The following is a 13,993-nucleotide window of genomic DNA, read 5'->3' as shown; positions in this document are numbered from 1 at the left end:
TATTTAAAAACAAACTATGTCACCAGTAATATTATTATCTTTTATAATAATCTATTTTGCAGTTCTGCTTGCTGTAGCTCACTTCACCTCGAAGGGAGCTTCCGATAACTCTACCTTTTTTGTCGCAAACCGGAACTCTAAATGGTATATGGTCGCCTTTGGGATGATCGGTACCGCGCTCTCCGGCGTAACTTTTATCTCGGTTCCCGGCGCAGTCGGTGCGTCTGAATTTAGCTATTTTCAATTTGTTCTTGGGAACGCCGTTGGTTTTGTCATTATTGCCTATGTATTGCTTCCGCTCTATTATAGAATGAACTTGACTTCCATTTATACGTATTTGGAAGAACGTTTTGGGCACACCACGTACAAGACCGGTGCTGCTATTTTTTTGGTTTCCCGTACGATCGGTTCGGCGTTTCGTCTTTATCTGGTCGCAATCGTATTGCAGCATTTTATTTTTGATGCCTGGAATGTGCCTTTCGCGATTACGGTCGTTATATGTTTGGTGTTAATCTGGATGTATACAAACAAGGGTGGCTTAAAGACGATTATTGTGACAGATACCCTACAGACTACCTTTTTAGTGACCGCAGTAATTCTCTCTATCTATTTTATGGCCAAAGGATTAGATTTTGGTATCGTCGATACTTTCGAGGCTGTAAAAGAAAGTAGTTATTCCAAGATCTTTTTCTGGGATGATTTTGTCGGCAGTAAAGCAAATTTTTGGAAACAATTCTTGGGAGGAATTTTTGTGACCATTGCGATGACGGGGCTAGATCAGGATCTAATGCAAAAGAACTTATCGATGGGGACCATTAAAGAAGCCCAAAAGAACATGATCACTTTTACAAGTGTTTTTGTGGTCATTAATATTTTCTTTTTAGCTGTCGGTGCTTTGCTGTATATCTATGCGGCTAAAAACGGAATTGATGTGACTCAACTGGCAACACGCGATTATTTGTATCCAGAAATTGCATTAAACCACTTGGCTATTGTTCCTGCAATCATCTTTATGATGGGCTTAACGGCTGCTACTTTTGCAACGACGGATAGTGCGCTAACTGCCCTAACGACATCTTTCTGTGTGGACTTTCTAAATTTCAATAAAAAAGAAAATCCCAATGATCCAGCGCTGATCAAGCAGCGTAACTATGTGCATTTCGGTTTTTCCATTGTGATGCTGTTGGTTATTCTGGTCTTTAAGCTGATCAATGATGACTCGGTCGTCAATGCAATCTTTACTGCGGCGAGTTATACCTATGGACCTTTATTAGGTTTATTCGTTTTCGGAATATTCACAAAATATGCCGTGCGGGATAACGCTGTACCTTATATCTGTGTACTTTCGCCTACCGTCTTATTTTTGCTTAAAACCTATGTTATTGAAGTGTATACACCTTATGTTATCGGATTGGATTTGATCATTATTAATGGTTTTATCACGTTTTTAATGCTTTTGATCAGTTCTCCAGGTAAAGCAAATGAAAAAGCGTTATCTCATCACTAGTATTTTTCAGCTATAAAAAATTTCTCCATTGGTGAGAAGATGTAAATACAAGTATTGATTTTGATTTGTACGTACAGAAAAATTAAGTTAAGTTTGATATACTTAGTTTTCTGTACGTATGTATCATAGCATAAATGAGACTACGGAATTTATCCGTAGAAAAATTGGAGATTTTACTCCAGAATTCGGTATCATCCTAGGTACTGGTTTAGGTAAGTTGGTTGATGAAATTGAAGTCAAGTATCAGCTAATGTATTCCAATATACCAAATTTCCCTATTTCAACTGTTGAATTTCATTCTGGTAAGCTCATCTTTGGAAAACTGAGTGGCCGCAATGTGGTCGCTATGCAGGGGCGGTTGCATTATTATGAAGGTTACGATATGCAGCAGATTACATTTCCGATCCGTATCATGAAAGTTTTAGGGGTACAAAAATTGTTTGTTTCCAATGCCGCAGGGTCCTTAAATCCTGAGGTGAAAAAAGGTGATCTTGGTATTATTGAAGACCATATCAATTTATTGCCCGATAACCCACTTCGCGGGCAAAATCTATCCGAGTTTGGTTCTCGATTTCCCGATATGAGTGAGGCTTATAACCGAGAAATGATCGTACAGGCTCTTGAGATCGCAGCAAAGCATGATATTAATGCACGAAAAGTTGTTTATGTTTCCTCTGCAGGTCCAAATCTGGAAACAAAAGCGGAATATCGCTATATGCGTCTGATCGGTGGCGATGTGGTCGGTATGAGTACCGTTCCAGAAGTAATTGTCGCTAATCATATGGCGCTTCCGGTATTTGCGATTTCTGTTGTTACGGATGAAGGTTTTCACGAGGATCTTAAACCCGTTTCCTTGCAGGAAATTGTCAGTGTTGCGGAGAAAGCGGAACCTAAAATGACGTTAATTTTGAAAGAATTAATAGCTTTGCAATAAATTGTCTTTTCATGTATCATCTTTGATGGCCAAAGTTGATGGATTGGTGGATATTTGAGAGTAATTTGTTCATTCAGGTGAATTTAGCTTTTTTGGTTTTTATATAATTTTAGATGAAGTTGATCGTACGCATACTTGCCGCATGGTGTGTTTTATTTGTTTATTCCATGGATGTTATTGCCCAGAGCAAGGAAGAGTGGAGTAGTGCATTGGATTCGGCTAGGGCAAAGGAAGATGGGAAGAAAGATTCTGTCATCCTTTCTGCGAAGTATATCCGATATGCCACACTGGATATGTTAAAAAAAGGAACTTATACACGGCAGATCGATACATCACATCATAATTATCAATATTATAATCCGCAGAATTTACCCTGGAATCCCAGCGTGAACCTTGGGGCTTATGGTCTTGCTACACGGGATCTATTGTTCCAACCTAAAAAGACCATTGGCTTTCAGTCTGGTTTTACAGCATTGGAACGTTATTTATTGAACCCCGATTCGATCCAATATTTTAGGGCCCGGGCGAGGTACTCCGAACTGTCGGCTGTGGGATTCTTTTTTAATGACCAAGTCTTTAGGGCACGGGTAGCACAGAATATCAATTCTCAGTGGAATATGAATGTCGATTTCCATTCGACCAAAACGGATGGATTTTATCTTGGGCAGAATTATTCGGATTTAAAGGCTTCAGTTGCGTCTTGGTATGAATCGAAAAATAACCGGTATAATTTGTTGATCAATGCAGTATTTAATCGTTTGGATGCCATGGAGAATGGTTCTATTACGGAGGATCTTCCATTTGCACCCGGAAACAGGCAGTCTCCGGACCGGTTTATACCGAAATTCAATGATCCGAGTAAAACAAATGTACCGCGATCCAAATGGTGGGATAACTCATTGTTTCTACGTCAATCGCTTTATTTAGGGCGATTGGATACAATCGATAAAGGAAAGCCGACCATGCAGATCCATCCGACCAATAGCATGGCGCATAATACGCGCATAAGAAGACAGACCTATAATTTCTTCAAGAACATGGATGACCAAAATGCGGCATTGCCTTACAATAATAAGGCATTGGCGCTGAACAGTGATAAGACGCTGATCACGAATGTTTCCAATGAATTTGAATATAACTTTTTTCTCAGAGGAAAGTCGGTCTTTAAGAATGAGGCGAAACTAAATTTGGCTTTTCAGCACGACATGAACTGGGTGGAGCAGCATCAGTTGGACTCCATGCGCTATTATAACAATACTTCAGCCTATCCACAGCCGCTGAAGAAATTGCCGGATAGCACCACATTTGATCGCTTTTATCAAAATGGAATCGTGAAAGGTGAATTAGGGTATAAGTTTTCAGATCGTCTTGATTTTAGTTTAAAAGCGAATCAGATTGTATTTGGTCACAACTTTGGGGATTTCTTGTATGAAGCTAAAGCGGATATCTCCATGGGGGATAAAATTGGAAAGGTGACCCTGTCGGCTTATTCACAGAATAAATCGCCAGAGATGGTTTTCGAGAATTTAAATTATACCTACGGAAAATGGAATGATTTAGATCTTAAAAAGACGAAAATTCAGAATCTGGGTTTTCAATATGCCAATCCGATGCTTGGTTTCCATGGTAAGGTGGAGTATTTTTTGATGAACAATTATACCTATTTCGAAGAGTTGTCCAATCCACAGAACGATCCTAAAAAGGATAAATGGATTGTTCCGGCACAATTGGACAAAGCGAATTTGTTGAAGGTAAGTGTTGGACAAAAATTTAAATTAAACCATTTTACCCTCGATAATCTCGTGGTCTATCAAAAGACAGATCAACAGAACACACTGGCTGTTCCGGAGCTGTATACTTGGCATAGTTTGTATTACAGTAACCTGTTTTATAAAGTTATTGATTATAGTATCGGTCTGGACGCAAAGTTCAATACACCTTATGCCAATCCGAATTATTCAATTGGGACAGGACAGTTTTACAATGCTTACAAACAGATTGAGTTTTCGACATATCCAATCATGGATCTATGGATTACAGCGAATATACAACGGGTGAATATGTTTTTGAGTTATAATTTTTTAAATCAGAACTTCTATCCGCATGGTTACTATACGGTCAGACGTTATCCGATGAATAGTGCTAATTTTAGATTTGGTATTTCTTGGAAGTTCTATGATTAAAAATTATTTCGGTGTTTCTTAGCTTGTTGTGATATTAAAGGCATAAAATCTTATAAAATAATTTTGAGAATAGAATTTTTAAGCTATATTTGCACACGCAATTAGGGAACGGCGTTCTTTAAAAAAGTATGGAGGCTTAGCTCAGCTGGTTCAGAGCATCTGCCTTACAAGCAGAGGGTCACAGGTTCGAATCCTGTAGCCTCCACCATACAAAGTCGGAGAATTAGCTCAGCTGGTTCAGAGCATCTGCCTTACAAGCAGAGGGTCACTGGTTCGAATCCAGTATTCTCCACCAATCCAAAACGGAGGCTTAGCTCAGCTGGTTCAGAGCATCTGCCTTACAAGCAGAGGGTCACAGGTTCGAATCCTGTAGCCTCCACAAAAGCATCATCAATTGGTGCTTTTTTTTCGTTAGGGGGTTTAGCTCAGCTGGTTTAGAGCACTACCTCGACAAGGTAGGGGTCACTGGTTCGAACCCAGTAATCCCCACGATAAAAAAAGCGTTCTTCATGAACGCTTTTTTTATGGGCTGAATTCGCTGTAAATTTGAAAGTCCCCGATCCGGTATTCAATCTATCTCGGGAATCTTTCGCATTTATTTTCTAACTATTTCCGTTTCTTCCCTAGTTTAATTCCGTAACCTGTTGTCCATTCAATAAAATCAGCTTTACCGCCATGGGCTTTAATGGAAACACCGGCAAAGAAATCTTTGTAAACTTTATAACGTACTCCTGCTCTTAAATACACGGGCATGCTCTCGCCATTGAATTCGTTGCGATGAAGATAGACTCCTACATTTCCGTTGATATAAAGGCGTGAATTTAACACATGATCAATGTAGAATGCGGGGCCGTAAGAAAATAAGGCGGAGAATTTTCCGGCTTTGTCGCCGGCAACCTTCTCGTCGTTTCCACTGGCTGAATAAAATGCATCAAACCCAGCGCCAAGCCGCCATTTGTAGCCGAAATGCTTGCTGTAGTATGCACCTAGCATAGATTTAAAATATTGGCTATCGTGTTCGCGATCAATCTGTTTGAAGCCAAAGGCATAGTTGAAATGGAGTTCCTCTGTTTTCTCCATTTGTGGAATACTACTTTTTCTATAATCAAAAGGCTTGTTTGTTGGTGTATACGAAACCGATAGGCTCAAGGGGACGAGGTTTATCCCTGTGTTCGGTAATGCCAGGGCGCCATTGCTGAAGTGGTGGAAGGCTGCACCAGCCCCTACCTGAAAGTTTTTATTTAGGCGGTAGTTGACCTGAAGTCCAAGATCAATAAATACATTGTTTTTGCTGCCAATAAGTAGGTTGAACGGATTGTCCTCCTCATTGTAGGGGTTGAATCTCCCGGAAAGACCGAGCGCAATGCGGTAGTTGAAATTCCATCTTGAATTTACTTTTGGCCGAATAGGAATGGCAACAAAGCCATAGGCGGCGAAAGGTCGTCCGAGGTGCTCCTGACCAAAAGTACTGCTGTAGATGCCTATGCCGTATATTGGATAGTTGTATATTTCATTGTAAATACTCTTTAATGAGTCTTGAAACTGGGTCTGAAAACCGACTCTAAAATTTAACCCACTATAGTATGAGTCAGCAAGGGTTTCTTTGGAGCGCTCATTGAATTTGAGTTCGCCCCCGCTTTCATGTTCAAGTTGGAATATAAGTCTCGTCTTAGCTGGGGTACGGCTTTGTAAAGTGTCATTCGGATTTTCTATTCGGGGTGTGACCTGTGCTGTGGCACGAAAGGAGAGCAGTGTCAGGGCCACAAAAGCAAGTATTCTTGATCTCATGAAATAAAACGTTAGCGTTTTTTAAAATTTTTGCAAAAATAAGAATGATATATCATTGTAACAACAGTATTTAAACAGTAGCGAAATCAAGTTATAAAAAATGCCATTTTTCAGCCACACCATGTCGGTTAGTGGTGAGAGAAATTAGGCAGCTTAACTATCAGGCTGTCAAATGGGTAAATAATTATTGTTTATGTCTTTAATTATATTGCATATAAAAAGCAATTTATCTAAGTTTGAGGTGAAAAGAAAAAGGAAATATGATTAAAAACCTATTTAGAATTACTGCTGTTACGTTTGCACTAACAACAGCAGGGTGTGCTTTGTTTGCTCAAAACGCCAAATTTGATTGGAAAGAAGCATCTGAGGGGGGTTACACCTACAAGTACGTCACGAATGACCCTACACATTCACGGTTTTACAAGTTAAAAAATGGCTTAACGGTGATTTTGAGCCCGACCAAAAAAGAACCACGTATCCAAACTTACATTGCGACAAAAGCGGGGAGCAAAACAGACCCGAAAGATCACACCGGTTTGGCCCATTATCTGGAGCATATGCTGTTTAAAGGAACCGATAAATTTGGTTCTAAAGACTGGGCAAAGGAAAAACCTTTGTTAGATCAGATTGATGCGCTCTATGAGAAATACAATGGTACAACAGATGAAACCGAACGGAAAGCAATCTATAAGGAAATCGATAAAGTATCTGGAGAGGCTGCGAAATATGCTATTGCGAATGAGTACGATAAATTGATGGCATCAATGGGGGCGGAAGGTACTAATGCATTCACCTCATTTGAGCAGACAGTCTATCAGGAGCAAATTCCTAGTAATGTAATGGATAAGTATCTCGCTGTACAGGCAGAACGGTTTAGATATCCGGTATTGCGTCTGTTCCATACTGAGCTGGAAGCTGTGTATGAAGAGAAAAATATCAGTCTGGATAAAGATAATCGTAAGGCTGTAGAATCGATGTTTTCAGCTGCTTTTCCTAATAATAATTATGGAAAGCAGACGACAATTGGTACTGTAGAGCACCTTAAAAACCCATCTTTGAAAGCGATTCGTGAATATTTTCACACCTACTATGTCCCTAACAATATGGGGGTTATTATGTCGGGTGATTTTGATCCTACAGAGGTGGTGAAAAAGGTGGATAAGGCCTTTGCTTTTATGCAGGCGAAAGAAATTCCGGCCTACACGTTTGATGCAGAGAAACCAATTTTAACTCCTGTTGTCCGCGAGGTTAAAGGTCCGGATGCTGAATTTATGTTAATGGGATTCCGTTTTCCTGGCGCTGCAACAAAGGATGCCCGTATGCTCAATCTGATGAGTCAGATCTTGACAAATGGTTCTGCCGGTCTGATTGATCTGGATTTGGTGAAGAATCAAAAATTATTAGGTGCAGGTGCTTTTCCGTATGTGTTAAAAGACTATTCTCTGCTTCTGTTGCAGGGTAATCCTGGTCAGGGACAGAGCTTGGAACAGGTGCAACAGCTGCTGTTACAAGAATTGGCAAAATTGAGAAAAGGAGAGTTTTCGGATGAGCTGATCACGGCGATTGTGAACAACGCTAAGAAAGACGAAATCAAGCAAAATGAAAGTTATGGTGATCGTGCTGAATCATTGATGGATGCCTTTACTTCGGGTCAGGATTGGGCGTCTGTCGTGGGCTATTCGGATGAGTTGAATAAAATCACCAAGCAAGATGTGGTTGATTTTGCTAACAAATATTTGAATGACAATAATTATGTTGTTGTTTATAAGCGTAAGGGAGTTGATAATAATGTCGTTAAAGTTGTTAAACCTGAGATTACTCCCGTAACGGTCAATCGTGATGACCAGTCTGATTTCTTGAAGAAAGTAGAAGCATTGCCAGAGGATAAAATTCAGCCGGTATGGGTAGATTATAACAAAGATATTCAGAAGGCTACTGCAAACGGTTTGCCAGTACTTGCTGTAAAGAACTCAGATAATGAACTGTTTTCGCTGTCTTATCGTTTTGATGGTGGAAAATGGAGCAATAAATTGCTTTCATTGGCTGCGGGTTATCTAGAATTTTTAGGTACAAAAGATAAATCCAGTGAGCAGTTTAGCAAGGATTTTTATCAATTGGCGTCTGATTTTTCAGTGTCTGCAGGAAATGAAGAAACTATGGTGTCGATTTCAGGCTTGAATTCAAACTTTATAGCTACACAGAACTTGATTCAGGATTTATTGCGTAATTGTGTTGCTGACCAGGAGGCTTTCAAAATGTATATTGCCCGTCTTAAAAAAGCGAGAGCAAATGCGAAAGAAAACAAGGGAGCGATCATGGAGGGCCTAAAATCTTATGCTAAATACGGCGCTAAAAATCCATTTAATAATGTGTTTACAGACGCGGAATTGGATGCTTTAAAAGCGGAGGATTTGGTGAAGGCATTGCACGATTTGGCTAATATGAAACATACGATGCTTTATTTTGGCCCGTTAACTGCCGCGGAATTTGTAGCGAAAGCGAAGCCTTTGAAACAAGGGGCTGGAGAGTATATTCCGGCGAAAAAGGCGGTCGTGTTCGCAGAATTGCCAACAAGCAAGAACCAGGTCCTTTTTGCTAATTTCGAAATGAAGCAGGCTGAAGTATTTTGGTATAGAAGCTCAGGAGTATACAGTAGTGCCTTGACACCGACTGTTTCTCTGTTTAATAATTACTTTGGTGGCGGCATGGGAAGTATTGTCTTCCAGACTATCCGTGAATCGAAAGCATTGGCTTATTCAACTTATGCCTATTATGGACAGCCTTATAAAAAAGAAAACCATTACACCGTTGGGGCCTATGTTGGGACGCAGGCTGATAAGTTTAACGATGCGATTAAAGGCATGAATGAGCTGCTGGATGTGTTGCCTGAAAGCGCTAAAGGGTTGGATATTGCGAAAGTAAGTCTGGAAAAATCAATTGCCAGTGAACGTGTGTTGAATGCGTCTATATTAGGTAGTTATCTAGCTGCACAACGTTTGGGAAATGCAACTGATATTCGTAAAGTTGTCTATGAGCAAGCGCCAAAATTAACTTATGGTGACCTAAGCACTTTCCATAAGAAAGAGATGAGTCAAAAGCCGTACGTTTATTGTATTGTAGCGAAGGAAGAAAGTCTTAAGCCAGAGGATCTTGCGAAACTGGGCGAGGTTAAAAAGCTGGATCTTAAAGAGATCTTCGGCTATTAGATCCCGGATTGCTTGTCTTAAGAATTAGATTAGCGTATGATACGAAAGAAGCCTCCGGTGTTTGCCGGAGGCTTCTTTCGTATCAGGTTTTGTGATGCCCTTTGTTTTTTATTCTTGTTTCACGCTACGGAATCCTTGTTTCACTGTTCGCGAGTAGGATTAGTTTTAAGGTGAATTCGCTATCATGGCTACTAAAACTAGCGTATTAAAACCGGATAATCTCCTCAATCTGTTCGTTGATAAATTGCAGCGTATCTTCTTTGAATAACTGCCCTTCATCATTCAGTTCGTTCTGAACATTGGGTAGAAAGATCTTAAGGGGAAGCACGTGCATTCTTAAGTAGTGGCATATGCCCGTCAGGTGATCTATGCCGCGGAGGTTGCCATAGCGACCTGAGGATAACCCAACCAATGCAGCTTTCTTGTGATAAAAACTAATCGGAAATGTACAGCAGTCAATGAACAGTTTCAGTGCTCCTGGAATACTTCCATTGTATTCGGGAGCGATGAAAATAAATAGCTCAGCTTTACTTACCATTTCTTGGATGGGTTCAAATGCGGTGCTTCTTTTTCCGTAAAGATCTGTTTCTAAAATGTTTGCTGGTAGATCTTCCAACGAAAAGATGTTACTTTCAATTGACTTACGATCAAGTAATTGCTGGTAGCATTTTGCTATTTTTAACGTCTTACTATTGGGACGGTTTGTTCCGGATATTATTAAAATCATTGTGTTGTTGATACTTATAAAAAGCGCATTTTCAAAGTGGATACATATCTTGATTTTTTGTATCTTAGCATCCTGAGGATATGTGCTTTCGATCAATCAAAAGTACGAAATATGCTGAATTAGTTTTGTTAATTTGAATCGCAGATTAAAATTTGGGCAAATTGATCTTCAGAGACGTGAAATGTAGTATAAAATGACATTTTAATTAAGAAAGGTTTTCATTCAAGATGGGAAAAGTAATTGCAATCGCAAATCAAAAGGGTGGGGTCGGAAAAACCACAACGTCAATTAATTTGGCGGCTAGTTTGGCGGTTTTAGAATATAAAACATTGTTGGTCGATGCAGATCCCCAAGCAAACTCTACTTCTGGGATTGGCTTTGACCCTCGTACAATCAGCGCAAGTGTATACGAATGTTTAGTGAATGATTTGGATCCTCGTGAGGCTATTCAATCAACAGAAACGCCAAATTTGGATCTTTTACCGGCTCATATTGATTTGGTTGGGGCAGAAATTGAGATGATCAATATGCACGAAAGGGAGTACAAGATGAAAAAAATCTTGGATCAGGTGAAACAGGATTATGATTTTATTATCATCGATTGTTCACCTTCCTTAGGCTTAATTACAATCAATGCACTATCTGCTTCGGACTCAGTTATCATTCCGGTACAGTGCGAATACTTTGCCCTAGAAGGACTTGGTAAGTTGTTGAACACAATTAAAATCGTTCAAAACCGTTTAAATACAAGTTTGGAGATCGAAGGAATTTTGTTGACCATGTATGATGTTCGTTTAAGATTGTCAAATCAGGTGGTCGAGGAAGTGAAAACACATTTCACAGATTTAGTTTTTGATACGATTATTCAGCGAAATACCCGTTTGAGCGAAGCTCCAAGCTTTGGAATTTCTGTTATCATGCATGATGCGTCCTGCAAAGGGGCAATAAATTATTTGAATTTGGCACGCGAGATTTTACAGAAAAATGGGCATCTTAATGAAATGAATAAAACAGTAACCGCATAATATGGCAGCACATCAGCGTAAAACAGGACTGGGAAGAGGCTTAGGTGCGCTATTAAACGATAGTGTAGAAGTTCCTGCTAAAGGTAATCAGCAAGTGGAAGAAGCTCCTCTAGTTACACCAACTGCAGTAAAAACAACAAAAGAGAATGGCAGTATCAGCCATGTCCGTGTAGAAGAAATATCTGTCAACCCTTTTCAGCCGCGTACAGAATTTGATCCGGTTGCCTTACAGGAGTTATCGGAATCGATTATTTTACAGGGTTTAATTCAGCCGATTACCGTACGTAAAATTTCGGACGGAAATTATCAGTTGATTTCCGGAGAGCGGCGTCTCCGCGCTTCGCGCTTGGCCGGTATCACCGAAATTCCAGCGTATATCCGTACCGCCAACGACCAGCAGATGCTGGAGATGGCCCTGATTGAGAATATTCAACGGGAGAACTTAAATGCTATTGAAGTAGCCTTAAGCTTTCAGCGCATGATTGAGGAGTGTAATTTAAAACAGGAAGAATTGGGTGAACGTGTTAGTAAAAACCGTTCTACTGTTACAAATTATCTCCGTTTATTAAAACTTCCACCTGTCATTCAAGCGGCAATACGCGATGGAGCCTTGACTATGGGACATGCTCGTGCCCTGATTAATATTCCAGAGGTTGATAAGCAGCTTTATATCTTTAAGTTGATTATTGATCAAGGTTTATCCGTCCGTAAGGCGGAGGAGTTGGTTCGTGAGTTACAAAAAGGCGGTAAGAAAAAAGCTGGAAAAGATAAAGCTCCGATGTCTTTTCAATTGCAGAAAATTGAAGATGATCTGGCGTCGAAATTTTCTTCTCGTGTCAAATTGAATCTGAAGAGCACCAAAGGAAAGGGTGCTATTGAGATACCTTTTGAATCGGAAGATGATTTAAGTCGCATTCTTGAATTGTTAGATTGGTAATATGACCAAGTTAATAAGCTTGATATTTGCGGTATTTGCACTGTCGGTAGTACATGGACAGACTGTGGATACAATTCCTAAGAAACAGTTGGCACCCGTCAAAATAGATAGCATAAAGCAAAAATCGGTACAGGATACCGTAAAGAAGGAATCTCGGAAGGAACGTAAAAAACGGGAGAAGGAGGAGGCGAAGGCGAAAGAGAAGGTTGTGTTTAAAGATTCAACCCGTTTGGCTATCGAAGCAAAAAATAAACAAGCTTGGAAGCGCTCTTTAGTACTTCCAGGCTGGGGACAATATACAAATGGCGGCGTTTGGTGGATAAAAGTACCTGCAATCTATGGTGGCTTAATAACAACCGTACTTGTTTTCGATTTTAATAACCGTTATTATAAGGAATTACTGGGGGTATTACAAGACAAAGCTCTTGGTAAGCCGATTGATCCTTATTACATCGGAATCTCCGACCAATCTATCATCCGGGCAAAAGATAATGCGCGGCGAAATCGAGATCTCATGGTGCTACTTACGTTAGGTGTTTATGGCCTGAATGTCGCAGAAGCTTATATCGACTCGATGCTTAAATATCGCTGGAGTATCGGTGATGATAAACCCAAAAAAACGGCTTTCTTAATAGGACCTACTTTAATGGATGCTAGTCTCGCGTCGGGAACTTATTCGTTTAAACCTACGGTCGGACTTAAATTGACCATGAAATTCAATTAAAATCTCCTGTTTTAAAGGTTATATTTTGATTCCTTTTGTTTATTCATGAGTTTATTTCTTTATTAAGGGATTCATATAGCCCAAGCAAATTTAAGACAATAAGGACTGAACAGTTTTATTTTCATACGGGTTTATGGTTTTAAACATGGGTATTTCATTGAAATTTTTTAATTTTAAAAATAAACTATACTTTTTTCTAAATATATGAACATCATTCTCTTGGGATATGGCAAAATGGGGCAGATTATCGAAAGATACGCGCTGAAAAGAGGCCATCAAATTTTTTTAGTTGTCGATGAACATAATCGTCCTAACCTGACTGCTGATGATATTAAAGGTGCTGATGTCGCAATAGACTTTAGTGTACCTTCTGCAGCATTGGATAATATGAATCTTTGTCTTGAGGCAGGTGTACCTATTGTCGTCGGAACAACCGGTTGGTATGATCAACTGGAGGATGTTAAGGCGAAGTGTTTGGATGCTGATGGTTCTATTTTGTATGGCTCCAACTTCTCTATCGGAGTGAATGTATTCTTCCATATCAATAGAATGTTGGCGAAGGCATTGCAGCCTTATAAACAATATGATGTTCAGGTAGAGGAAATACACCACATTCACAAATTGGATGCACCAAGTGGTACAGCAATTACGATTGCAGAGGGAATATTGGATAATAGCGATGTGAAAACCAATTGGGTAAATACTGTTGTTGGTGAACAGGATGAGCTTATTCCAAAACCACAGGAACTTTTAATAGAAAGTCATCGAATTGAAGAGGTTCCGGGAACACATACGGTACTTTATAGTTCTGAGGTTGACCAAATAGAATTTAAACATACCGCACATAGCCGTGATGGATTTGCTTTAGGAGCTGTAGTTGCTGCTGAATGGTTGAATGGCAAAAAAGGTTTCTATCAGGTTACTGAAATTTTTGATTTTAATAAATAGTACTAATTAGTAGA

At 39.7% G+C, this 13,993-nt stretch carries 10 protein-coding genes and 4 tRNA genes; 12 read left to right on the top strand and 2 right to left on the bottom strand.

Annotated elements, in window-relative coordinates:
* The first annotated feature begins 16 nt into the window (after positions 1-16).
* The 7 genes from DTA23_RS13525 (at position 17) to DTA23_RS13495 (ending at position 5,113) form a co-directional block, all read left to right on the top strand.
* The gene (locus tag DTA23_RS13525) at positions 17-1,507 is read left to right on the top strand and encodes a sodium:solute symporter (RefSeq protein WP_112375044.1); all 1,491 of its coding nucleotides are present in this window, start codon (positions 17-19) and stop codon (positions 1,505-1,507) included.
* Between the two features lie 118 nt (positions 1,508-1,625).
* Complete coding sequence (locus DTA23_RS13520) at positions 1,626-2,441, top strand: purine-nucleoside phosphorylase (RefSeq protein ID WP_046672657.1); 816 nt, start codon at positions 1,626-1,628, stop codon at positions 2,439-2,441.
* A 113-nt stretch (positions 2,442-2,554) separates the two neighbouring features.
* Positions 2,555-4,624 (top strand): putative porin, encoded by a 2,070-nt coding sequence (locus DTA23_RS13515; protein WP_112375043.1) that lies wholly within the window; start codon positions 2,555-2,557, stop codon positions 4,622-4,624.
* A 130-nt stretch (positions 4,625-4,754) separates the two neighbouring features.
* Positions 4,755-4,832 (top strand) — tRNA-Val (locus DTA23_RS13510).
* Between the two features lie 9 nt (positions 4,833-4,841).
* Positions 4,842-4,919, top strand: a tRNA-Val gene (locus DTA23_RS13505).
* 9 nt (positions 4,920-4,928) lie between these two features.
* Positions 4,929-5,003 (top strand) — tRNA-Val (locus DTA23_RS13500).
* A 35-nt stretch (positions 5,004-5,038) separates the two neighbouring features.
* A tRNA-Val gene (locus DTA23_RS13495) sits at positions 5,039-5,113 on the top strand.
* 117 nt (positions 5,114-5,230) lie between these two features.
* Here the strand turns inward: DTA23_RS13495 and DTA23_RS13490 are convergent.
* On the bottom strand, positions 5,231-6,412 hold the full coding sequence (locus DTA23_RS13490; RefSeq protein WP_083295768.1) for an acyloxyacyl hydrolase: 1,182 nt from the start codon (positions 6,410-6,412) through the stop codon (positions 5,231-5,233).
* A gap of 260 nt (positions 6,413-6,672) precedes the next feature.
* Between DTA23_RS13490 and DTA23_RS13485 the strand changes: the two genes are divergently transcribed.
* The gene (locus DTA23_RS13485; protein WP_112375042.1) at positions 6,673-9,618 is read left to right on the top strand and encodes a M16 family metallopeptidase; all 2,946 of its coding nucleotides are present in this window, start codon (positions 6,673-6,675) and stop codon (positions 9,616-9,618) included.
* A gap of 205 nt (positions 9,619-9,823) precedes the next feature.
* On the opposite strand, the gene DTA23_RS13480 is transcribed toward DTA23_RS13485, so the two are convergent.
* Positions 9,824-10,345, bottom strand: a complete 522-nt coding sequence (locus DTA23_RS13480; protein ID WP_112375441.1) for an NADPH-dependent FMN reductase — start codon at positions 10,343-10,345, stop codon at positions 9,824-9,826.
* 227 nt (positions 10,346-10,572) lie between these two features.
* Between DTA23_RS13480 and DTA23_RS13475 the strand changes: the two genes are divergently transcribed.
* The 4 genes from DTA23_RS13475 (at position 10,573) to dapB (ending at position 13,979) form a co-directional block, all read left to right on the top strand.
* Positions 10,573-11,370 carry a ParA family protein gene (locus tag DTA23_RS13475; protein ID WP_070561294.1) on the top strand — a complete coding sequence of 266 codons (798 nt, stop codon included), beginning with the start codon at positions 10,573-10,575 and terminating at the stop codon, positions 11,368-11,370.
* A gap of 1 nt (position 11,371) precedes the next feature.
* Entirely contained in the window at positions 11,372-12,307 is a 936-nt protein-coding gene (locus DTA23_RS13470; protein ID WP_112375041.1) for a ParB/RepB/Spo0J family partition protein, read from the top strand.
* Between the two features lies 1 nt (position 12,308).
* Positions 12,309-13,031 carry a DUF5683 domain-containing protein gene (locus DTA23_RS13465; protein ID WP_112375040.1) on the top strand — a complete coding sequence of 241 codons (723 nt, stop codon included), beginning with the start codon at positions 12,309-12,311 and terminating at the stop codon, positions 13,029-13,031.
* Between the two features lie 204 nt (positions 13,032-13,235).
* Positions 13,236-13,979 (top strand): 4-hydroxy-tetrahydrodipicolinate reductase, encoded by a 744-nt coding sequence (dapB, locus tag DTA23_RS13460; RefSeq protein ID WP_070561291.1) that lies wholly within the window; start codon positions 13,236-13,238, stop codon positions 13,977-13,979.
* Positions 13,980-13,993 lie beyond the last annotated feature (14 nt).

The sequence above is a fragment of the Sphingobacterium multivorum genome (assembly GCF_900457465.1).
Lineage (GTDB): Bacteria > Bacteroidota > Bacteroidia > Sphingobacteriales > Sphingobacteriaceae > Sphingobacterium > Sphingobacterium multivorum.
This window is presented reverse-complemented; position numbering and strand designations above follow the sequence as displayed.